Below are 20,075 nucleotides of genomic sequence, written 5' to 3'. Positions count from 1 at the left end.
CCGCCCTACGCAGTTCAGATGGCGGTTTTCAGCGGGTCGGCGGGAGCCTCGGCCAGGTAGGCGGCGAGCGAGTCGTCCAGTGCCTCCAGCCAGGGGGTGTGGTGGGGTGTGGCCTGGGTTCCGGTGATCAGCGAGCGGAAGCAGTTGTTGCGGTAGCCCATGATGTCCTCGTATTTGTGCTGCTTCCATTCGAGGAAGGTCTGGTTCACCGCGGAGATGTCGAAGGTCGGGTAGTCGGTGGCTTCGATCAGTTGGCGGATGTATTCGCCCTGGAATTCGAACATCTGCTGGGCGGTTTCCAGCGTTTCCTCTTCCTGGCGCCAGGCCAGGTCTTCGGCGTGCATGGCGGCCTGGTCGGGCAGGCCGACGCGGCCGAGGATGACGTCGCGGGCGTACCAGGCCTGGGCGTCGAACATGTTGAAGCTGTACCACTGGTCCTGCATGCCGAGGTAAACCAGCTTGGGGTTCTGCTCCCAGAACACGCCCTTGTACAGATTCAGCGGCCATAGGCGGTTGCTGGTCTTCAGGCGCAGCTCTTCCGGCAGGAAGGGGAAGTGATGCTTGTAGCCAGTGCAGAGGATGATGGCGTCGATGTGCTTGCTGCTGCCGTCGGAGAAGAAGGCAGTGCTGCCCTTGACGTGGGTGAGCAGCGGTTTCTCTTCCCAGTTTTTCGGCCACTTGTAGCCCATGGGCGCGCTGCGGTAGCAACTGGTGATGGTGCGGGCGCCGTACTTGAAGCACTGCGAGCCGATGTCTTCGGCGGAGTAGCTGCCACCGACGATGAGTACGTCCTTGCCCTTGAATTCCAGCGCATCGCGGAAGTCGTGGGCGTGCAGCACGCGGCCGGCAAAGCTTTCGAAACCCTCGAAATAGGGCACGTTGGGGGTGGAGAAATGGCCGCTGGCGACTACCACGTAATCAAAGGTTTCGCTGTAGGTCAGGTCTTTCTCGTAGCTGTGGGCGGTGACCTTGAAGGTGCCGCTGGCGGCGTCCCAGGTCACGCCGCGCACGGTCGTGTTGAAGCGGATGTAGGGGCGCACGCCGGCTTTTTCCACGCGGCCTTTGATGTAGTCCCACAGCACTTCACGCGGTGGGTAGGAGCCCATGGGGCGGCCGAAGTGCTCGTCGAAACTGTAGTCGGCGAACTCCAGGCATTCCTTCGGCCCGTTGGACCAGAGATAGCGGTACATGCTGCCGTGGACCGGCTCGCCGTGTTCGTCGAGGCCCGTGCGCCAGGTGTAGTTCCACATGCCGCCCCAGTCCGCTTGCTTCTCGAAGCAGACCAGTTCGGGAATCTCTGCGCCCTTGTCCCGGGCCGACTGGAAGGCACGCAACTGGGCGAGGCCACAGGGGCCGGCGCCGATGATGGCGACTCGTTGTTTCATGCTGGGTTCTCCACGGTAGGTAGGGGCAGGCCGCTGGCTGGGTGCTGCAGGTACGCCGCGGCCAGGGTGTTCTTCATCAGGTAAGCGATGGTCATGGGGCCGACGCCGCCGGGGACCGGGGTGATGGCGGCGGCGCGGGTGAGGGCGCTGTCGAAGTCCACGTCACCGACGAGCTTCGAACGGCCGTCTTCCTCGATGCGGTTGATGCCGACATCGATGACCACGGCGCCAGGTTTCAGCCAGTCGGCATCCACCAGGCGCGGGCGGCCGACGGCGGCGACCACGATGTCGGCCTGGCGGCACAACTCGCGCAGGTTGGCGCTCCTCGAGTGCACCACGGTCACCGAGCAATGGGCCTTCAGCAGCAAAGCGGCCATGGGCTTGCCGACGATATTGGAGCGGCCGATCACCACCGCGTGCTGGCCGGTGAGGTCGCCGCAGGTGTCCTGCAGCAGGCGCAGGCAACCGGCTGGAGTACAGGGGGTGAGCACCTCGCGGCCCTGGCTGAGGCCGCCGACGTTCTCGGCGTGGAAACCATCGACGTCCTTCAGCGGGTCGATGGCCTGCAGCACACGGGTCTCGTCGATATGCGCCGGCAGCGGCAGCTGCACCAGGATGCCGTGCACCGAGGCATTGGCATTGAGGTTGCGGATCAGGTCCAGCAGATCGGCTTCGGCGGTGTCCGCCGGCAGCTTGTGCTCCAGGGAGCGGATGCCGCATTCCTCGGCGCGCAGCACCTTGTTGCGCACGTAGACCTGGCTGGCCGGGTCCTGGCCCACCAGCACCACCGCCAGGGCCGGGGCGATGCCAAGACCTTTCATCTCGCGTACTTCCTTGGCGACTTCGGCCAGCACCCGCGTGGCGGCCGCCTTGCCGTCGATGAGTGTGGGGGAGAGGGCGGCGCTCATCGGAAGATCACCGTCTTGTCGCCGTTGAGGAAGACGCGGTGCTCCAAGTGGTACTTCAGCGCTTTGGAGAGCGCGACCGTCTCGGTGTCGCGACCGATGGCCACCAGGTCGTCGGGCAGGTAGGCGTGGTCCACGCGTTGCACTTCCTGCTCGATGATCGGGCCTTCGTCGAGGTCGGAGGTGACGTAGTGAGCGGTGGCACCGATCAGCTTGACGCCGCGTTCGTAGGCCTGGTGATAGGGCTTGGCACCCTTGAAGCCGGGCAGGAAGGAGTGGTGGATGTTGATGGCGCGCCCCGAGAGCTGCTTGCACAGGTCATCGGAAAGGATCTGCATGTAGCGGGCGAGCACCACCAGCTCGGTGCCAGTTTCCTCCACCAGTTTCAGCAACGCCGCTTCTTGCTGGGCCTTGGTGTCGCGGGTCACCGGCAGGTAGACGAAGCGGATACCCTCGCGCTCGGCCATGGGGCGCAGGTCGAGGTGATTGGAGACGATGGCGGTGATCTGCATGTCCATCTCGCCCTTTTGATGGCGATAGAGCAGGTCGGTGAGGCAATGGTCGTACTTGCTCACCATCAACAGTACGCGCATCGGGCGGTTGCCTTCGAACAGCTCCCAGTCCATCTCGAAGGGCACGGCGACGTCATCGAAGCCCTGACGCAGCACGTCGATATCCGGCTTGGCGCCGGTGTTGTAGCGGAACACCGCGCGCATGAAGAAGCGTCCGGTGAACTCGTCGTCGAACTGGGCAAGTTCGCTGATGTAGCACTCGCGTCCGGCCAGGTAGGTGGTGACCGCGGCGACTATGCCGGAGGTGGCCGGACAGCTGATCTTGAGGATGTAGTGATTCATGTCGGTTGCTCTCGTGCAGGCAAGGAACGGCCGCGCTCAGCCCTTGGCGGTGCGCTTCTTCTTCTCCGGGTCGTCGAACGGCAGCGTGTGGGCGATGGCTTTCACGCTCAGGCTGCCGCGTACTTCCAGGGGCACGCCCTGCTCGGCGATTCGCGGCTCGACGCGGGCGATGGCCATGGAGCGTTCGGTGAGGCGCGAGTACATGGCGCAGGTGATGACGCCGACCTGGCGGCCTTCGTGCCAGAGGGTGTCGCCGTTCTGCGCGGCGACGTGGCCGTCGAGTAGCACGCCGAAGATCCTGAAGCGCTCCTGACCCTTGAGCCGGTAGTGCTCGCCGGCACCGCGAAAGTCCTGCTTGCCGGGCGACACGGTGAAGTCCAGGCCCAGTTCCCATAGGGTGTCGCCGGCCTTCTGGTCGGCGAAGGGGTACATCTGCGAGTTGTCGTAGGGGAAGAACAGCAGGTAGCTCTCCACTCGCAGCCAGTCCAGCGCGGTGAAGGCGCAGGGGATGATGCCGAGGTCCTTGCCCCTCTCCAGGATGCCGTCCCAGATGGCGGGGGCGTCGGCGGCCTTGCAGAAGATCTCGTAGCCGCGCTCACCGGTGTAGCCGGTGCGGGAAATCATCACCGGGCGGTCGAACAGTTTGGTCTGGGTGTGGTGGAAGTAGGGCAGCTCACGGATGCCCGGTACGTGTTCGGCGAGGAAGGCCACTGCGCGCGGCCCTTGCAGGGACAGGTCGTGCAGGTCGTCGTCGAACAGCACCGCCACCTGGCGGCCCTGGGCCGAACGGATCAGTACTTCGTGGCCACTGCCTGCGCCGTGCACCACCATGAAGGCGTTGGGGCCGGTGCGGTAGACGATGCAGTCGTCGATGAACTTGCCGTCTTCATCGAGCATGCAGGCGTACACCGACTTGCCCGGGTAGAGCTTGCTGATGTCGCGGGTGGTGGCGAAGTCCAGCAGGCTTTCGGCGTGGGGGCCGACGTAGTGCACCTTCTTCAGGCCGGACACATCCATCAGCCCGGCGCGGGTGCGGATGGCCTCGTGATGATCGGCGAGATCGCTGGCGTAGGTCCAGGCGGTGCCCATGCCATTCCAGTCTTCCAGGTTCGAACCAAGTGCCAGATGGCGTTCGCGGAGCGCACTGATGCGCCATGAGTTAGCCATGGGAAAGTCCTCTTGTCGTGGTTGTTCTGTCGGGGTGAAAACTCAGGCTTCGGGATCGAACCGGCGCAGCCAGTCCACCAGCGTCTGGCGGTAGCGGGTGATGCCCTTGTAGTCGGCGATGGGGTCGGGCAGGTCGCGCATCACCCGGTGCAGGCGCTGCGCCCAGGCCGGGTTGGTGACCAGTTCATCCAGGCTTATGAGGTAGGTACGGATGCCGAACAGCAACGCGTTGGAGCGCGGAAGGCGGGCCATCAGTTGCAATTCGACGCGCAGGTGCACCAGGCGGCCGACGTTCTCCGCGGTGACCTTGCCACGGTCGCTGCCCCACTCGTGATAGGTCTCGGGCGAAGTGTCCAGGCGCGGGTTGATGGTCAGGGTCCAGTTGAGGCGGCGCACCGGCTGGCCGACCTGGATGTTCAGCAGGTACTTCAGCGCACGGTCGAACACGCCGATCTGGTGCGCCATGGGCACCGGCGAATGCCACTGCTTGAAGCTCATGCCGGCGTCGAAGCGCAGCGACCAGTCGGCTGGGCAGGTGACCATGCCGGCGTCCATGAAGAGATCGCCGTCACGTTGGTCGAGTACAGCGAAGTCACCCTGCATCTGACGGGTGATGTACTCCAGCGGCTCGCAGGGCAGGCTGGCCGGGTCGCCGTAGGTGAAGTGCTGGTCGATGCCCAGCGCCAGGTTCTGCCAGTGCCAGGCGATGCCGTCGCGTGTCAGGTGGAAGTGTTGCGGGTAATCGCGAGCGAGGTTCTCCATCAGCATTTCCAGGGTGTCCCAGGCGGCCTGGGTCATGTGCGGCATCACCAGGCAGCGGTCAGGGTCCAGTTCGAGCACACGGGCACGTTCGGACATTTCGGAGACGTAGTGCTCGTCGACATCGAAGCTGTGTTCGAACACCGAGCCGGGATCGCGCGACACCGCCGGCTCCAGGTTGACCGAGTACATGTACTGGTCTTCCGGGAAGGGAAATGGGAAGCGGGCAATGGCGGCTGGGCTGTTGCGGAAGCTGAAGTCGTCCCGGTAGGTTTCCAGCGGCTTGAAGGTCAGGGTCATGGGGCGTCTCCGGAGTCAGATATCGAGCAGGATCGGGCTGCCGCAGCCGCGCGAGACGCAGGGCATCAGGCTGGTGGCGCGCTCGTCGGCGTTGAGGAAGTGGTCGCGGTGTTCCACGTCGCCTTTCAGCCAGGGCGTCTGGCACTGGCCACAGACCCCGCCCCGGCACAGGTTGGGTACGTCCACACCGGCCGCCTCCAGGGCTTCCAGAAGGCTCTCGTCCGCGCCCACTTCCAGTTGCCGGCCACTGCGCGCCAGTTCGACGCGAAACGGATGCCCGGGCTCGGGGGCGGAGAAGGCTTCCCAGTGCACGCGGCGCGGGCTCCAGCCCTGCATTGCGGCTTGCTCCTGTAGGTCCAGCAGCAGGGATTGCGGGCCGCAGGCGTAGACATGGGTACCCAGGGGGCGCCCTTGGAGCAGGGCGGCGATGTCAAGCCGGCGCACACCGCCCCGGTATTCGTGCAGGCGTGGGCCGAGCAACTGGCGCAGTTCGCCTGCATAGGCGTCGCTGATGCCGGTGCGGTAGGCGTAGTGCAGCTCGAAGTCAGCACCCCTGCGCAGCAGCTCCCGGCTGTAGGCGATGAAGGGGGTAATGCCGATGCCGGCGGCCACCAGCAGGTGCTGGCGCGCCTCTCCATGCAGCGGGAACAGGTTGGCTGGTGGCGAAAGGCGCAGCGGGTCGCCGACCTTCAGGCCCTGGTGCAGGTAACGCGAGCCGCCTCGCGAGGCGTCCTGGTGGCGCACTGCGATGCGGTACTGGCGAGTGTCGGCCGGGTCGCCCAGAAGCGAGTAGGCGTTGCGCCGGCCATTGGGCAGGTGCAGCTGCACATGGCTGCCGGCCGAAAAGCCTGGCAGTACGCCGGCCAAGGGTTCGAAGCTGTATTCGCGGATCACCGGGGTGAGTTCGCGGATGGCGGCGACGCGGACATCGAGCAGGGCATTCATGGGCGGACTTCCTGATACGGCTGGTCGGCATCGGCGCATACCCCGAGGTAGGCACCCAGGCGCTGCGAGAAGTGCCGGCGCACCTCCAGCACCACACCGCATTGGGCGCAGGTGAGGTGAGTGGTACTGCTGGCCGGCTGGCAGGTGGCGCAGTGCACGCAGAACACCTGGCGGGTCCCTTGCGGGCTGCTGCTCATGAGAATCTCGTCGACCTGCAGGCCGGCGGCACGGGCCAGGGCGTGCAGAGGCCAGACAAAGGCTTCGTCGCCGCGCAGGTCCAGGCGCAGGCCGACGCGGGCGTCCTTCAGCTGTGCACCCAGGGCCAGTTGCAGGGCGGCAAGGCTCGGGAAGTCCGGTCGGGCCAGGTGCGTCAGCCGGGCCTTGCCCAGTTGCGCGGCGAGTGCGGCGCAGTCGTCCCGCCCCGGACCCTGGGTCACCAGCAGGTGCGTATTGGCGGTCAGGTTCGGCTGCCCGCTGGGGTAGCGCGGCACGCTGAACGGATGGTCGGTTGCAGTGGCGCTCATGGTGTCCTCGCGGATTCGCCTGTTTCCTGGTGGAGAAAATATTTTCTCTTTGGGAATCGGCGCTCAATCCGCACGAGGAGATATGCCAAAAGGAGTAGTGCCCTTATGGAGGCATGGAAGTTGCTGGCACTGGGAACCTGCCAACCTAGAGGCGAGCACCGGAGGAGGAGAGGGATGTACAACGCCAGCCTGTTACCGACCGCCGTTCCGTCAGTGCCCGCCTGGGATGAGCTGACCGAGCGCGAGGGCCAGACCCTCGCATTGATCTCCACGGGGCTCAGCAACAAGCAGATTGCCCGTGAACTGGGCATCAGCGATGGCACGGTGAAGATCTATGTGCGCAATCTGCTGCGCAAGTTCCGCCTCCATTCACGCCTGGAGCTGGCCACCCGGGTCCACCGCTGCGGTGATTCCTGGCGCACGATGGACGACGCACCGTTGCCCAGCGAGGGTGCACGTCCGGTTCCGTCTGCACCGATTCCGCCCGTTTCAGGGCTGCTGGATGAGTTGCCGGGGTTGATCTACCGGGGTGACAACGACCGCACCTGGTACATGGAGTACGTCAGCGCCGGCTGCCTGACCCTCACCGGCTACACGGCCGAGTACCTGACGCGCGACCCCGAGCACAGCTACGGCTCGCTGATCCTCGACGAATACGCCGACTACATCTGGTATTGCGTGCAATGCGCACTCCTCAAGCACGAGCCCTACCAGCTCAGTTATCGGATCCGTTGCGCTGACGGAAAAATCAAGGACGTCTGGGAAAAAGGTGTCGGCATTTACTCGGTGACTGGCGAGGTCCTGGGGGTGGAGGGTGCCATTTTTGAAGTTAGGTAATAGCCGATCACGCATATGGATTACCCATGAGAGCGTTCGTAAGCGGAGATGCTTGTCAGAAGCCGCCTCGATTCCGCTTTGACGGCCAGGGATTGAAGCTCTTTCGATCTGCACCGCGGAGTCCCCAGCGCTCCCAGGTTGATCTGGTATGGTGCTGCTGATCGGTGTGCTGGGGGGCTTCCTCGATGCTGTCGCCCGCTGGCTGCATGGGCGCTGAACCCACCGCCGCTAGTGGGTGGCCGTGCGTATCAGGTCTCGTGCCTATTGCTGATCAGCGCCAGTATGCGTTCGGCGATCACCAGCGGATCGCTGCCGGGGCCGAAGCAGGCGGCGATGCCGGCGCGCTCGAGCAGGGTGCAGTCCGCTGCCGGAATAACGCCGCCGGCCACCACCGGTACGCGCATGCCGCGTGTTGCCAGGCGTTCCAGGAGCGTGGGCAGCAGTTCATCGTGGGCACCGGCCAAGCTGGATACGCCGACAAGATCCACCGCCTGCTCCCAAGCCAGGTTCGCCAGCGCGTCCGGCGACTGGAACAGGGGGCCCAGGTGCACGTCGAAGCCGAGGTCGCTGAGGATGGATGCCAGCACGCGGACCCCGCGGTCATGGCCGTCCTGTCCCAGCTTCCCGAACAGCAGCCGTGGCGAATGGCCGCGTCGCTCACGCAGATCCGCCACGGCGCGCCGCAGGGCCTGCCAGACCGGTTCGTCCTGACGCAGTTCGGCATAGGCACCCTGGCAACAGCGTGGCGTGGCTTGGTGGCGGGGCCAGACGCGCTCCAGCGCCTCCGTGCATTCGCCAACGGTGGCGCGGGCGCGTATTGCCTCCAGCGTGGCGGTCAGCAGATTGCCTTCGCCGAACTGAGCGCTGCGGGTCAGCGCCTCCAGGCAATGGGCCACCCTTACCGGGTCGCGCTGTCGGCGCAGGTCGTCGAGACGCTGTAGCTGGCGTTGGCGAACCTGGGCACTGTCCACGTTCTGGCAGGCGGTCGCGTCGGTGGCGGACTGCGGATGGCGGGTGACGCCGAGGATCGCGGTGGCGCCAGAGTCGATCCGCGCTTGGGTGCGCACCGCCGCGGCGTGGATGTGCTGGTCGATCCAGCCGGAGTCCAGTGCAGCCAGGACACCACCTTCAGCATCGACCTGCGCAATGAGCTGTCTTGCCGCATTGGCCAGTGCCGCGGTCAGCGACTCCATCAGGTACGAGCCGGCCCAGGGGTCGACGCTGTCGCAGAGACCGAACTCGTCCTGCAGGATCAGCTGTGTATTGCGCGCCAGTTGTGCCGCTTCCGCCCCCGGGAGACCCAAGGCTTCGTCCCAGGCGTTGGTGTGTAGGGACTGGGTGCCGCCGAATACCGCAGCCATGGCCTCTACCGTGGTGCGCACAATGTTGTTCTGCGCGCCCTGGGCGGCGAGGCTCCAGCCGGAAGTCTGGCAATGCGTCCGCAGGGCCCGTGCACGCGGCGAGGTTACGCCAAGTTCGGCGCTTATTTCGGCCCAGAGCAGTCGCGCCGCACGCAGCTTGGCCACTTCCAGGTAGAAGTCGCTGCCGATGCCGAAGAAGAAGCTGAGTCGGCGGCAGAAGGTGTCCAGGTCCAGGCCCCGCGTTTTGGCGCACTCGACATAAGTGCGGGCATTGAGCAGGGTGAGCCCCAGTTCCAGCGCGGGGTCGGCGCCGGCCTCCTGCAGGTGATAGCCGGACACCGAGAGGGCATTGAAGCGTGGCAGGTGGTGGGTCAGATACTCGAAGACGTCAGTGGCGATACGCAGGGATGGAGCGGGAGAGAACAGGTAGGTGTTGCGGACCATGAACTCCTTGAGGATGTCGTTCTGGATGGTGCCACTGAGCTGGTGCACTCCCACCCCGGATTCCTCGGCCGCCACGATGAAGGCGGCGAGCACCGGCAACACTGCGCCGTTCATGGTCATGGACACTGAGACCTGTGCCAGGTCGATGCCTGCGAAAAGCTCCCGCATGTCCTCGACGCTGTCGATGGCCACGCCGGCCCGACCGACGTCTGCCTCCAGGGCATCGGAGTCGTAGCCGCGATGAGTGGGCAGGTCGAAGGCCACCGAAAGGCCCTGCACGCCTTCGGCGAGGCTCTGGCGGAACCAGCGGTTGGTCTCAGCGGCGCTGGCGAAGCCGGCGTACTGGCGCAGGGTCCAGGGACGTTCCGTGTACATGCCGGGGTAAGGGCCACGGACAAAGGGCGCCTCGCCGGGCAGGTCGTCCAGGTGCGCCAGGCCGTCCAGGTCGGCGGCGCGGTACAGCGGCTTCAACGGCACGCTGCGTGGTCGAGGGCGGCGCGGGGGATTCATGCCGGCACCTGCAGGGCGCGGCGCGTGAGCACCTCGGCCAGCTTGCGGCCGTCAGAGGCGCGGCGGATCTCGCAGCGCTGCATGCCGTCGACATTCACCGGCGGGGCTAGGCGCAGCAGCAGGTCGTCGCCGGGATTGAGGTTACCGTAGAAGTACAGTTGCCGCTCGCGGCAGTGGAGCAGCAGGTTGCTGCGGGCGAGGGCCCATTCGGCGCGCTCCACGGTAGCCTGGAACTGGGCGAAATAGAGGAACTCGGCGCCATTGAAATCCAGCGCCGGGCAGGGACTAAAACGCTGCTCCCAGACCTGTTCGACCGGCTCCGCTTCCCGCCAGTGCTTGCCGGCCTCCAGTAGTGCCCGCGCCGCCTGACAGGGTTCTGCTGGAGTGCCCTCGTCGATGGCGAACTGAGCGCGCGTGGCGCTGCGGTTGTCGCCGGCGCGGGTGCGGCAGACGAAGGTGGAGAGCATCGTCAGCTCGCCACAGGGCAGGCCCGCGGCAAGCAGCAAGTGCTCACTGCAGTGACGGGCGCGGCCGGCGGGCTGCAGGTGACTGTGCAGCTCGAAGCGGGTGTTCTCACCGATCCGCTCCAACTGCAGACGGCGCAGATGGATGGCGGTGAAGGCCGCATAGGCGCTGCGCCCCTCGCGATCGCTGAAGACGGGCACGTCGAGACCCTGCAATCGGGCCAGCAGCAGCCAGTGCAGGTGACCGCACTCCTTCAGCAACCAGTTCTCCGAAAGCCCGACATAGGCTAGGTGGGGCATGCCGGCGAGGTAATCCTGGCGCAGGCGGATGCCGGGGTCGACGGGCAGGTTCATGCTCGGTCGCTCCTTCAGCGATCGGGTGGTCAGGCGGCCTTTCGGGCGCGCGCCAGGTGGCGGACCAAGTGCTCGGCGTCGCGGGCGATGCCGGAGAAGCGTCCCGAGCCCCAGGTGTAGAGCCAGGGCAGGCCGAGGAAGTACAGGCCCGGCTCGCGGGTCACCCCGCGCACGTGGAGCGGCTGGCCGCGGCCGTTGAACACCCCGGCCTCCAGCCAGCTGAAGTCCGGGCTGAAGCCGATGCACCAGATGACGCTGGTAATGCCAGCCTCGACCAGGTCCAGGCTTTCGCGCTCCGCCTCGGGCTGCCAGACCGGCTGGTAGGGTGCGCCGGGCGGGGCATCGATGGCGTTCTCCTCGATGTAGCGGTCGATGCTGGTATTGATGCGGTTGTACACCGCGTCGGCGGCATCGAGCTTGGCCGCGAGGTCCGGGGCGAATTGCAGGCGGGTGCCGTCCAGGCCCTGGAGCAGGCCGAACAGCTCCATGCCCTGGGTGGCGAACTTGCGTAGGTCAATGTCGCGCCCGCCGTCGCGGCCGGTGACATAGTGGTTGGTGTTGTCGCGCACGCCCTCGCGTAGCGGGTGCTGATCGACGCCGATGTCGTAGTAGCCCATCTCCGCCAGCCAGTCGACCACGTCCTTGCCGCGATGGAAGCGCGCGCAACGCGGCGCGTCGCCCACCGCCAGGTAGACCTTGCGACCGGCCAGGTGCAGGTCCTCGGCGATCTGCGCGCCGGACTGGCCCGAACCCACGACCAGCACATTGCCGGCCGGCAGGGATTGCGGATTGCGGTATTGCTCCGAGTGGAGCTGCTGGATGTAACCAGGCAGTCGCTCGGCCAGGCGCGGGATGATCGGCGCGTGATAGCCGCCGGAGGCGACTATGACCTGATCCGCGCTGAACTCGCCGGCGGAGGTCTGCACCGCATAGCCGCCCTGCGGGCGCGGGGTCACGCGTTGCACTGTCACGCCTTCGCGTACTGGTGGCTTGACCTTGGCGATGAAGGCATCGAGGTAGGTAATGATTTCTTCGCGCTTCATGAAGCCGTGCGGATCGTTGCCGTCGTAGGGGTGGCCGGGGAGGGTGCACTGCCAGTTGGGCGTTACCAGGCAGAAGTTGTCCCAGCGCTGGGTGCGCCAGCTGTGGGTGAGGCTGTGCTTCTCCAGTACCAGGTGGTCGATGCCTTCCTGTTGCAGGTAATGGCTGGCGGAGAGGCCGGCCTGGCCGCCGCCAACGATGATGACGCTGTGATGGGGGACCGGGACGGACTTGAGGGAGCTGGGCATGAGATTCTCCTGGGGAATGGGTGATAGGGCGGCCGGCCTCAGCGGGCCAGGACCTGGCCACTGTGTTCGGTGTGCATGTCGAGGATCAGCACCGAGTCCTCGGCGCTGTAGTAGCGGGCCTGGTGACGGAGGATGGCCAGGGTGTCCATGGCCGAACTGCAATAGAAACCTTTCAGCTCGCGGACCCGCTCCGAGGCAGCGGACAGCGCCGTTTCGGCCCGAGCGAGGAATTGCTCGACGCTGCAGCTGCTACCGCTCTGCAGGTGTTGGTAGATCAGGGTGGAAGGGGAGTAGCCGTGGGTTTCCTGGCCATCGGGCCAGCGCACCCTGAAGTTGACGGCGGGCATCTCAGTGCACCTCGTGGTGGTGAAGGGACGAAATGGGGGCGGAAAGCCCGGTGAAGGGCGCCTGGGCGAAGTCCCAGAACTCGGCGATCTCGGTACCCACGCCGACCTCCAGGCGGCCGCTGGCGTCGATGCGGCCAATGGCGGCGACGGCCAGGCGTTCGCTGGCGAAACGGTCCCGGACCGCGGGCCAGTGGACCTCGTCCAGGGTCAGCAGGAAACCGAAGCTGGGGAAAGCCAGCAGCCAGCGTTCGAGGTCGCCGTCGCCCGGGCGCGGCAGGGCGTCCAGGTCGATGCGGGCGCCGCAACCGGTGGCTTCCAGCAGCATCAGCAACGAGCCCAGCAGGCCGGCGTTGCTGATATCGCGGGCGGCCAGCAGCAGCCCGTCCTCCGCCAGTTGCGGCAGCAGCTCGAGCTGTCGGCGCAGGTGACCGGCGTCCTTGTGCTCGAAGGCCTTCCAGTAGGCGGTGCCGGGGTGCCACTGGCCGTCCAGGTCCACCACCGTGGCCAGCAACTGGCCGGGTTTTACATGCAGGGTGGAAAGCAGCTTCCGGGCGATACCGGTGATGGCCACCGCCAGCGCCGTCGGGTTGCCCCGTGTGAGACTGGTGTGCCCACCGGCCAGCAGCAGGCCGTAGCGCTCACAGGCGTCGCGGATTCCCCGCAGAACCTCAGCGGCGGCACTGACGTCGTGGTGCCAGTAGGCGTTGACCACAGCGGTGGCGCGACCGCCCATCGCGGCGATATCGCTGACATTGGCCATCACCGCCGACCAGCCGGCGAACCAGGGGGCCTTGGCGACAAACGCAGGCAGCATCCCCTCAATCGCCAACAGCTGGTAGTGATCGCCACAGCGAACCGCGGCGGTGTCGTCGCCGGGTAAGGCGTAGGGATCGTCCAGCCCAGCCGAGGGGGTGAGGACGGTGCGAGCTGCCTGCTGCACGGCGCGCTTCGCGTCCATGGCCGGCGTGTTGCGCAGCCGCTCCAGGAGGGTGGCAAGCTCAGTCATGGCGGGCCCCTCGCAGGGCGCGTAGTGACACGTGCCGTGGCATGAAGGGGTAGCGCTGCAATTCGGCTTGCATCAGCACGTGGGGACGGCCGAGGAGCTCGATGCGTTCCAGGGTCCGCCAGTGCAGTCGGTGAAAGTAGGTTTCGTTCTGTTCCTGGACGGTGGCGAGAAATCGATCGCAACCCAGCGCCAGGGCCAATGACACCGCCTCGTTGACCAGCGCCTTGCCGAGCATGCCCTGGCGCCGGTAGTGCGGCTCCACGCAGAGGCGGCCGCCGTACCAGAGGCGTGGTTCCTGCTCGTAGATGCGCACGGCGCCCACCACGCGGTCCGCCTCCCCGCAGCAGTGGGTCAGGGCAACGATGGGAATGGCGCGGAAGTCGCGTTCATCGCGGTCCTGTGCCAGCAGACGTTGTTCCTCGGAGAACACCGCCTGGCGCAAGGCATAGTACTGGCGACGCTCCCAGGCTTCGCTGGCGGGTTTCACGCGCAGGTCACCGGCGATATAGGGGCTGATCGGTTCCTCCAGCCACTCGAGACTTCTCAACGCCATGGCGGTTCTCCTCATTCGTGGTGTTTCAGGGCCGAGCAGGCGCCGCACTTGGCGCACCCTGCGCGGATATCGTCGGAATGCAGCCCGTGGCGGCGCAGGCTGGCGCCGATGCGCGGGTAGAGGCGCTGCATCAGCGCGTTGTCGGGTTTGGGGTGATGGGCCAGGGGGGTGCCGTCGATGGGGACGAAGGGCACCACGAAGGGGTACACGCCAATGGCCGCCAGGCGCTCGCTCATCTCGGCGATGGCGTCTTCCGGGTCGCCCAGGCCGGCGAGGATGTAGGTGCTCACCTGGCCCCGGCCGAATACCTCGACGGCGGCTTCGAATGCTTCGAAATAGCGGCTCACCGGTACTTCGGCCTTGCCCGGCATGATCTTCCGGCGCACCGGCTCGGTGACTGCCTCCAGGTGCATGCCGAGGGAGACGACGCCACTGTCCTTCAGGCGCTGGAACCAGCTGTCCTCGTCCGGCGGTTCGCACTGGGCCTGGATCGGCAGGTCGACGGCGGCGGTCACGGCCGCAGCGGCCTCGCAGAGGATGGCGGCGCCACGGTCGCGGGTCTGTGGCGTGCCGGTGGTCATCACCATGTGCTTCACGCCGTCCAGTTCCACTGCCGCCTTCGCCACTTCGGCCAGCTGCGCCGGGCGCTTGCGCGCGATGGTCTTGCCCGCCACAAGGGACTGGCCAATGGCGCAGAACTGGCAGGAAGTGGCCGCGTCGTTCATGCGGATGCAGTGCTGCAACAGTGTGGTGGCCAGCACATCGCGACTGTGCAGGGTGGCGATCTTCCAGTAGGGGATGCCATCGGCGGTGCTGCGCGCGTAGAACTTCGGTACGCCGGGAAGCTCCACCTGGCCTACCTGACGGCCCTCGCGGAAGATCAGCGCCAGGTCGCCATCACTGGATGGACGCGCCTCGTAGGGCGAGTCCAGGGAGGCCTGATTGAGCACCGGCACCATGGCGGTACGTGCGCCCAGGGTCAGGGCCTTGTGGTCGGATGGGCCGGCGCCACCCCTGCGGGAAAGGCCGGTACTCTGGTCCTGCCAGCGCACGCCGTGGCACTGCAGCTCACTGAGCAGGTCGTCGGGCTGGCGGCTAGGCGCATTCATGGTCCACCTCCACGGGCTCGAAGGCCTGCGGCAGGCCCGTGCTGCGTTCATGCAGGTGGGCGCTGGGGGTGCGGTCGATCAACAGGCTGAGCAGCTCGGGGCGGCTGTAGTGGCCGACGGAATCCATCATCCGCTTGCGTTTGTCGATCAGCGCCAGGTCGAGGTCGGCGATCACTGCGCCTTCGCCGCTGCGCAGCGGTTCGCCCAGCAGCTTGCCCTCCGGCGAGACGATGGCGCTGAAGCAACCGCCGGAGATCGGGCCGATGGCGCAGCCGGTGTCGGCCATGATCCGTTGCTGCTGTTTCGGCTCCAGCCAAGCGGTGGCGTTGACCACAAAGCAGCCGGACTCCAGGGCGTGGTGGCGGATTGTGACCTCGATCTGCTCGGCGAAGATCTCGCCCACCAGCGAGCCGGGGAACATCGCCGCGTGGATCTGCTCGCCGTCGGCCATCAGCGCGTAGCGCGCCAGCGGGTTGTAGTGCTCCCAGCAGGCCAGGGAGCCGATGCGTCCCACGGCGCTGTCGACCGCGCGCAGGCCGGAGCCGTCGCCCTGACCCCAGACCATGCGCTCGTGGTAGGTGGGGGTAATCTTGCGACGGTGCTGGATCAGCGTGCCGTCGGCGTCGAACAGCAACTGCGCGTTGTAGATCGTCCCGCCGTCACGCTCGTTGATACCGATGGAGGCGACTACTCCGGCTTCGCGGCAGGCGGCGCCAATGGCCGAAGTGGCGGCGGAGGGGACGACCACCGACTCCTCCAGCAGTTTCAGGTGCTGGCCGCCCATGGCGAAGGGAGCCTGCACAAAGGAAAAATAGGGGTAGTAGGGCACCACGGTTTCGGGGAAGACGGCGAACTGCACGCCTTCGCGGCCCAGCTCGAGGATCTTCCGGCAGATCTTGTCGATAGTGCCTTCGCGGCTGTAGAGCACCGGGCTGAGTTGCACGGCGGCGGCACGGATGGTCGGCATGTCATCGATCCTGTGGGAGTGAGGAAGGGCCCCTCCCGCGAGCGGAAGGGGTGGGGCGGTCAGGCGGTCCAGGTGTCGATGATCAGCGCGCCTTCACGGCGCATCAGCAGGCGGAGGTCCATCACGTCCAGCGGGTTGATCGGGCGGATGCCTTCGATCAGGGCCTTCTCGGTCTGGCCGTAGAGGGCTTGCAGGGCGAATCGGCAGGCATAGACTTCACCGCCTTCCTCGATGAAGGCCTTGATCTGCTTGTTAACCGCCAGGTGGCCGGGGAAGGCCTCGGCGCCCAGGGTCGGGAAGCCGCGCTGCACGCCCAGTTGCACGCCCGGTCCGTAGAGCAGGACTTTGGTTTCGAAGCCTTTGCGCTGCAGGCGCTTGGCCTGCAGCATGTTGACCAGGCCGATGGAGCCCTCGAAGGCGATGGTGTGGAAGGTGATCAGGGCCTTTTCGCCCGGCTCGGCCTTAACGTCCTCGAAGACCTTTTCTTCGTAGTTGACCAGGAAGTCGCCGTCCTTGTAGTGGGCGATATCGACGCTCGGCATATTGCTTCTCCTCTAGGGCTTTGAATCGCAGCGACTGCCGCTGCACTTGCAAGGGTCTAGAGCGAAGGTCGTGCCAGTTTTGTTTTTGGCTTAATATGGCCTTTAAAATCAGAGACTTAGGAGTCTGATACGGTTTTTTCTGATACACCTGACGCTGTTGCGCGACTACGAGATCTCGTAAAACTACGCAAGTTCGTAGGCGCTATTACGAGGTTGCGTAGGCCATGCACGAGACGGAACCGGATTACCTCGCCAACTGGGCCAACATGGCCTATTCCACGCGGCACATGGTCTTCGAGCATTGCAGCGAAGCCATCTTGCAGCTGGACCCCACCAGCAACCGCGTGGTGGACATGAACATCGCCGCCTGCACCCTGCTGGGCTATTCCCGCCACGAGCTGCTCGAACTGACCGCCACCCGGTTGTTCGGCCACCAACTGCCGGCCCTGATCGTTTTCACCCAGGCGGTGATGGAGGAGGGGAAAGGCTGGAGCGACGAGCTGACCTGCGCGCGCAAGGACGGCGAACGGGTGGCGGTGGAGACCTCCGCTGCCGCGCTGAAGCTCAAGTCCGTGGTTTACCTGATCCTGGTCCTGCGCGAGCGCAGTGCCCAGCGCTACCACCTCGACCAGGCACAGACTGAGCGCACCATGCGCGGTGGCCTGTTGGAGTGGCGCAACATCCTCAACCTGTTCAAGGAAACCGAGCGAGACAACCAGCTGCTGCTGAGCGCCGTGGGCGACGGCATCTACAGCATCGACAGCGATGGCCTGGCTACCTACGTTAACCCGGCCGGTGCGCGGATGTTGGGCTGGGAACAGGAGGACATGATTGGCAAGAACATCCACCAAATGCACCACCACAGTCATGCCGATGGTAGCCACTACCCGGTGGAGCAGTGCCCCATCTACAAGGCGGTGCGCGACGGCATGGTCCACGAGGGCCGCCAGGAAGTGTTCTGGCGGCGCGATGGCACCATGTTCCCGGTGGAGTTCACCAGCACCCCGGTGATTTCTGACGGCCGCATCGTCGGCTCGGTAGTGGTGTTCCGTGACATCACGGAGCGACGCAGCACCGAAATCCAGTTGCAGAACGCCCTGGGCGAACTGCAGGAACTCAAGCAGCGCCTGGAACAGCAGAACGCATACCTGCAGGAAGAAATCAGCATCGAGCACAACTACCGCGAGATCGTCGGCCAGAGCGAGCCGATCCTGAAGATCATCCAGCAGATCGACGTGGTCGGCCCGACTGATGCCAGCGTGCTGATCCATGGCGAGTCCGGCACCGGCAAGGAGCTGATCGCCCGGGCCATTCACCAGGCCAGTCGACGCGCGGAGCATCCACTTATCCGGGTGAACTGCGCGGCCATTCCGGCGGAGCTGTTCGAGAGCGAGTTCTTTGGCCACGTTAGGGGCGCCTTCACCGGTGCACTGCGAGACCGCGTCGGCCGCTTTGAGCTGGCCGATGGCGGTACCCTGTTTCTCGACGAGATCGGTGAGATTCCCCTGGATTTGCAGAGCAAACTGCTGCGGGTGCTACAGGAGGGGCAGTTCGAGCGGGTAGGGGAGGAGCGCACCCGCAAGGTGGACGTGCGCATCATCGCTGCCACCAACCGCGATCTGCGCCAGGAGGTGCGTGCCAAACGCTTCCGCGAGGACCTCTATTTCCGCCTCAACGTGTTCCCCATCCATTCCCCGGCGCTGCGGGAACGACTGATGGACATTCCGCTGCTGGCCGACCACTTCAATTGCCAGATCGGTCCGCGGCTGAACAAGGCTGGGCGCCCGCTGAGCAAGGGCGATATCGAACGCATGCAGCGTTATTCCTGGCCGGGCAATATCCGCGAACTGCAGAATGTGGTGGAGCGTATGCTGATCACCTCGCAAGGCGTTGAACAGTTCATCGACCTGCAGGAGATGCCCGAGGGGGCGGCGAATTCGGTCAGCGACTCGCCCGTGTTTCCGTCCGGCATCCTCACCGACGCCCAACTGCGGCGCCTGGAAGCCGACAACGTCAGGGCCGCGCTGCGTGCCAGCAATGGTCGATTGTTTGGGAAGGGAGGCGCAGCGGAGCTGCTGGGGCTTAAACCCACCACCCTGGCATCACGATTGAAGCGTTTGAACATCGTTCAAGACGGCTGAGATTGCGATTTTTAGTTCGGAGCACCACGGCGATGTTCGACTTTTACTAGCACGTTTGTTGGATATGACGACCAGATTGAGCGTGATGTCGGCCTATCGCAGCCGGGATTGCCGGTAGAGCCCTGGGGTAACCCGTCGAAGTACTGCTGATTTAAACGACTCCCAACATTGGCTCGCGTGGGACGCTGTGCAAAGCTTCCTTTGTGCGAATGGAGTCAAGGCCTGCTCACATTCATCAGAAGTAGTAGCCGATATTGCTATAGAGCTGGTTTTCCCACTGATTACTGCCGCCGGCGCCCAAGCTCTGGGTGAAGTCGCTGCCACCAATGTCATGCCGCATCGGGAGAGGCGACCTGTCGGCCGTCGATTCGACTCTTGATTTCAACTCAAATAACTTTGGTCGATTGACGGCTTAATCGACAAAAGCAAACCCGACACACTGCGCGCCATTCGAGTCACTGACCTTTCGGAGTGCAGCCATGTCGTTCACCACCTCCATTCCTTCTTTCGGCCTCGGGACCTTCCGCCTGACCGGCCAGCCCGTTATCGATTCGGTGCGCAACGCACTGGAGCTGGGTTACCGCGCCATTGACACCGCACAGATCTACGGCAACGAGGCCGATATCGGCCAGGCGATCGCCGAGAGCGGTGTCGCCCGTTCCGAGCTGTTCCTCACCACCAAGATCTGGGTGGAGAACTACGCCAGCGGCAAGCTGGTCGCCAGCCTGCGCGAGAGCCTGGAAAAGCTGCGCACCGATCAGGTGGATCTGACGCTGATCCACTGGCCAGCGCCGGGCAACGGCGTCGAGCTGCCCGAATACATGGAGGCGCTGGCGGAGGCCAAGGCCCAGGGCCTGACCCGCCAGATCGGCATCTCCAACTTCAACATCGAGCTGACCCGACAGGCCGTCGCGACGGTCGGCAAGGGCGAGATCGCCACCAACCAGGTCGAGCTCAGCCCTTACCTGCAGAACACGGCGCTGACCGCCTTCCTGAAGGAGCAGGGCATCCCGGTCACCTCGTACATGACCCTGGCCTACGGCAAGGTTCTGAAGGACCCGGTGCTGGCCGAAATCGCCGCCAAGCACCAGGCCACTGTCGCGCAGGTCGCGCTGGCCTGGGCGCTGCAGCTTGGCTATGCGGTGATTCCGTCGTCGACCCGCCGCGAGAACCTGGCCAGCAACCTGCTCGCCAGCGAGCTGCGCCTGGACGCCGAGGACATGGCGCAGATCGCCGCGCTGGAACGCAACGGCCGTGAAGTCAGCCCCGAAGGCCTGGCACCGGTCTGGGACTGACGGCCACGCCAGCTCCC

At 65.4% G+C, this 20,075-nt stretch carries 19 protein-coding genes; 3 read left to right on the top strand and 16 right to left on the bottom strand.

The window, feature by feature from the left end; genetic code table 11:
* Positions 1-14 precede the first annotated feature (14 nt).
* From ACFW0H_RS27410 to ACFW0H_RS27380, 7 genes are read right to left on the bottom strand one after another with little or no spacing between them, the layout of a single operon-like run.
* A complete protein-coding gene (locus ACFW0H_RS27410) occupies positions 15-1,385 on the bottom strand; it encodes an NAD(P)-binding domain-containing protein (RefSeq protein ID WP_422917001.1) in 1,371 nt (456 codons plus the stop codon).
* The gene (gene folD, locus ACFW0H_RS27405) at positions 1,382-2,293 is read right to left on the bottom strand and encodes a bifunctional methylenetetrahydrofolate dehydrogenase/methenyltetrahydrofolate cyclohydrolase FolD (protein ID WP_422917000.1); all 912 of its coding nucleotides are present in this window, start codon (positions 2,291-2,293) and stop codon (positions 1,382-1,384) included. The genes ACFW0H_RS27410 and folD overlap by 4 nt, the downstream gene beginning before the upstream one ends.
* Complete coding sequence (gene purU, locus ACFW0H_RS27400; RefSeq protein ID WP_422916999.1) at positions 2,290-3,144, bottom strand: formyltetrahydrofolate deformylase; 855 nt, start codon at positions 3,142-3,144, stop codon at positions 2,290-2,292. The genes folD and purU overlap by 4 nt, the downstream gene beginning before the upstream one ends.
* Positions 3,145-3,180: 36 nt before the next feature.
* Entirely contained in the window at positions 3,181-4,311 is a 1,131-nt protein-coding gene (locus tag ACFW0H_RS27395) for an aminomethyltransferase family protein (protein ID WP_422916998.1), read from the bottom strand.
* 42 nt (positions 4,312-4,353) lie between these two features.
* A complete protein-coding gene (locus ACFW0H_RS27390) occupies positions 4,354-5,370 on the bottom strand; it encodes a heme-dependent oxidative N-demethylase family protein (protein ID WP_422916997.1) in 1,017 nt (338 codons plus the stop codon).
* Between the two features lie 15 nt (positions 5,371-5,385).
* Complete coding sequence (locus ACFW0H_RS27385; RefSeq protein ID WP_422916996.1) at positions 5,386-6,315, bottom strand: PDR/VanB family oxidoreductase; 930 nt, start codon at positions 6,313-6,315, stop codon at positions 5,386-5,388.
* Positions 6,312-6,839: a dimethylamine monooxygenase subunit DmmA family protein gene (locus ACFW0H_RS27380; protein ID WP_422916995.1), complete on the bottom strand. Its 528-nt coding sequence runs from the start codon at positions 6,837-6,839 to the stop codon at positions 6,312-6,314. The genes ACFW0H_RS27385 and ACFW0H_RS27380 overlap by 4 nt, the downstream gene beginning before the upstream one ends.
* 174 nt (positions 6,840-7,013) lie before the next feature.
* Between ACFW0H_RS27380 and ACFW0H_RS27375 the strand changes: the two genes are divergently transcribed.
* Positions 7,014-7,676: a LuxR C-terminal-related transcriptional regulator gene (locus tag ACFW0H_RS27375; RefSeq protein WP_422916994.1), complete on the top strand. Its 663-nt coding sequence runs from the start codon at positions 7,014-7,016 to the stop codon at positions 7,674-7,676.
* A 248-nt stretch (positions 7,677-7,924) separates the two neighbouring features.
* Here ACFW0H_RS27375 and scpA read toward each other — a convergent pair whose 3' ends face one another.
* From scpA to ACFW0H_RS27330, 9 genes are read right to left on the bottom strand one after another with little or no spacing between them, the layout of a single operon-like run.
* Entirely contained in the window at positions 7,925-9,991 is a 2,067-nt protein-coding gene (gene scpA, locus ACFW0H_RS27370; protein ID WP_422916993.1) for a methylmalonyl-CoA mutase, read from the bottom strand.
* Positions 9,988-10,809 (bottom strand): Pnap_2097 family protein, encoded by an 822-nt coding sequence (locus ACFW0H_RS27365; protein WP_422916992.1) that lies wholly within the window; start codon positions 10,807-10,809, stop codon positions 9,988-9,990. The genes scpA and ACFW0H_RS27365 overlap by 4 nt, the downstream gene beginning before the upstream one ends.
* A gap of 29 nt (positions 10,810-10,838) precedes the next feature.
* Positions 10,839-12,098: an MSMEG_0569 family flavin-dependent oxidoreductase gene (locus ACFW0H_RS27360; protein ID WP_422916991.1), complete on the bottom strand. Its 1,260-nt coding sequence runs from the start codon at positions 12,096-12,098 to the stop codon at positions 10,839-10,841.
* Between the two features lie 38 nt (positions 12,099-12,136).
* The gene (locus tag ACFW0H_RS27355; protein WP_422916990.1) at positions 12,137-12,445 is read right to left on the bottom strand and encodes an MSMEG_0570 family nitrogen starvation response protein; all 309 of its coding nucleotides are present in this window, start codon (positions 12,443-12,445) and stop codon (positions 12,137-12,139) included.
* A 1-nt stretch (position 12,446) separates the two neighbouring features.
* Positions 12,447-13,451: a sll0787 family AIR synthase-like protein gene (locus tag ACFW0H_RS27350; RefSeq protein WP_422916989.1), complete on the bottom strand. Its 1,005-nt coding sequence runs from the start codon at positions 13,449-13,451 to the stop codon at positions 12,447-12,449.
* Complete coding sequence (locus ACFW0H_RS27345) at positions 13,444-14,004, bottom strand: MSMEG_0567/Sll0786 family nitrogen starvation N-acetyltransferase (RefSeq protein WP_422916988.1); 561 nt, start codon at positions 14,002-14,004, stop codon at positions 13,444-13,446. The genes ACFW0H_RS27350 and ACFW0H_RS27345 overlap by 8 nt, the downstream gene beginning before the upstream one ends.
* Before the next feature lie 11 nt (positions 14,005-14,015).
* Positions 14,016-15,113 carry an MSMEG_0568 family radical SAM protein gene (locus tag ACFW0H_RS27340; protein ID WP_422916987.1) on the bottom strand — a complete coding sequence of 366 codons (1,098 nt, stop codon included), beginning with the start codon at positions 15,111-15,113 and terminating at the stop codon, positions 14,016-14,018.
* Positions 15,100-16,080: a Nit6803 family nitrilase gene (locus tag ACFW0H_RS27335; protein WP_422916986.1), complete on the bottom strand. Its 981-nt coding sequence runs from the start codon at positions 16,078-16,080 to the stop codon at positions 15,100-15,102. The genes ACFW0H_RS27340 and ACFW0H_RS27335 overlap by 14 nt, the downstream gene beginning before the upstream one ends.
* Positions 16,081-16,139: 59 nt before the next feature.
* Entirely contained in the window at positions 16,140-16,622 is a 483-nt protein-coding gene (locus tag ACFW0H_RS27330; protein WP_100548284.1) for an MSMEG_0572/Sll0783 family nitrogen starvation response protein, read from the bottom strand.
* Positions 16,623-16,846: 224 nt separating this feature from the next.
* On the opposite strand from ACFW0H_RS27330, the gene ACFW0H_RS27325 reads away from it, so the two are divergent.
* Complete coding sequence (locus ACFW0H_RS27325; protein WP_422916985.1) at positions 16,847-18,763, top strand: sigma 54-interacting transcriptional regulator; 1,917 nt, start codon at positions 16,847-16,849, stop codon at positions 18,761-18,763.
* Between the two features lie 479 nt (positions 18,764-19,242).
* Positions 19,243-20,058, top strand: a complete 816-nt coding sequence (gene dkgB, locus ACFW0H_RS27320; protein WP_422916984.1) for a 2,5-didehydrogluconate reductase DkgB — start codon at positions 19,243-19,245, stop codon at positions 20,056-20,058.
* The last annotated feature ends 17 nt before the right edge of the window (positions 20,059-20,075 follow it).

The sequence above is a fragment of the Metapseudomonas cellulosilytica genome, assembly GCF_049334135.1.
GTDB lineage: Bacteria > Pseudomonadota > Gammaproteobacteria > Pseudomonadales > Pseudomonadaceae > Metapseudomonas.
This window is presented reverse-complemented; position numbering and strand designations above follow the sequence as displayed.

What these genes read in the sequence shown, in the direction of transcription:
- ACFW0H_RS27410 (WP_422917001.1), bottom strand. Translation starts at nt 1,385, where the DNA reads ATGAAACAACGAGTCGCCATCATCGGCGCCGGCCCCTGTGGCCTCGCC.
- folD (WP_422917000.1), bottom strand. Translation starts at nt 2,293, where the DNA reads ATGAGCGCCGCCCTCTCCCCCACACTCATCGACGGCAAGGCGGCCGCC.
- purU (WP_422916999.1), bottom strand. Translation starts at nt 3,144, where the DNA reads ATGAATCACTACATCCTCAAGATCAGCTGTCCGGCCACCTCCGGCATA.
- ACFW0H_RS27395 (WP_422916998.1), bottom strand. Translation starts at nt 4,311, where the DNA reads ATGGCTAACTCATGGCGCATCAGTGCGCTCCGCGAACGCCATCTGGCA.
- ACFW0H_RS27390 (WP_422916997.1), bottom strand. Translation starts at nt 5,370, where the DNA reads ATGACCCTGACCTTCAAGCCGCTGGAAACCTACCGGGACGACTTCAGC.
- ACFW0H_RS27385 (WP_422916996.1), bottom strand. Translation starts at nt 6,315, where the DNA reads ATGAATGCCCTGCTCGATGTCCGCGTCGCCGCCATCCGCGAACTCACC.
- ACFW0H_RS27380 (WP_422916995.1), bottom strand. Translation starts at nt 6,839, where the DNA reads ATGAGCGCCACTGCAACCGACCATCCGTTCAGCGTGCCGCGCTACCCC.
- ACFW0H_RS27375 (WP_422916994.1), top strand. Translation starts at nt 7,014, where the DNA reads ATGTACAACGCCAGCCTGTTACCGACCGCCGTTCCGTCAGTGCCCGCC.
- scpA (WP_422916993.1), bottom strand. Translation starts at nt 9,991, where the DNA reads ATGAATCCCCCGCGCCGCCCTCGACCACGCAGCGTGCCGTTGAAGCCG.
- ACFW0H_RS27365 (WP_422916992.1), bottom strand. Translation starts at nt 10,809, where the DNA reads ATGAACCTGCCCGTCGACCCCGGCATCCGCCTGCGCCAGGATTACCTC.
- ACFW0H_RS27360 (WP_422916991.1), bottom strand. Translation starts at nt 12,098, where the DNA reads ATGCCCAGCTCCCTCAAGTCCGTCCCGGTCCCCCATCACAGCGTCATC.
- ACFW0H_RS27355 (WP_422916990.1), bottom strand. Translation starts at nt 12,445, where the DNA reads ATGCCCGCCGTCAACTTCAGGGTGCGCTGGCCCGATGGCCAGGAAACC.
- ACFW0H_RS27350 (WP_422916989.1), bottom strand. Translation starts at nt 13,451, where the DNA reads ATGACTGAGCTTGCCACCCTCCTGGAGCGGCTGCGCAACACGCCGGCC.
- ACFW0H_RS27345 (WP_422916988.1), bottom strand. Translation starts at nt 14,004, where the DNA reads ATGGCGTTGAGAAGTCTCGAGTGGCTGGAGGAACCGATCAGCCCCTAT.
- ACFW0H_RS27340 (WP_422916987.1), bottom strand. Translation starts at nt 15,113, where the DNA reads ATGAATGCGCCTAGCCGCCAGCCCGACGACCTGCTCAGTGAGCTGCAG.
- ACFW0H_RS27335 (WP_422916986.1), bottom strand. Translation starts at nt 16,080, where the DNA reads ATGCCGACCATCCGTGCCGCCGCCGTGCAACTCAGCCCGGTGCTCTAC.
- ACFW0H_RS27330 (WP_100548284.1), bottom strand. Translation starts at nt 16,622, where the DNA reads ATGCCGAGCGTCGATATCGCCCACTACAAGGACGGCGACTTCCTGGTC.
- ACFW0H_RS27325 (WP_422916985.1), top strand. Translation starts at nt 16,847, where the DNA reads ATGCACGAGACGGAACCGGATTACCTCGCCAACTGGGCCAACATGGCC.
- dkgB (WP_422916984.1), top strand. Translation starts at nt 19,243, where the DNA reads ATGTCGTTCACCACCTCCATTCCTTCTTTCGGCCTCGGGACCTTCCGC.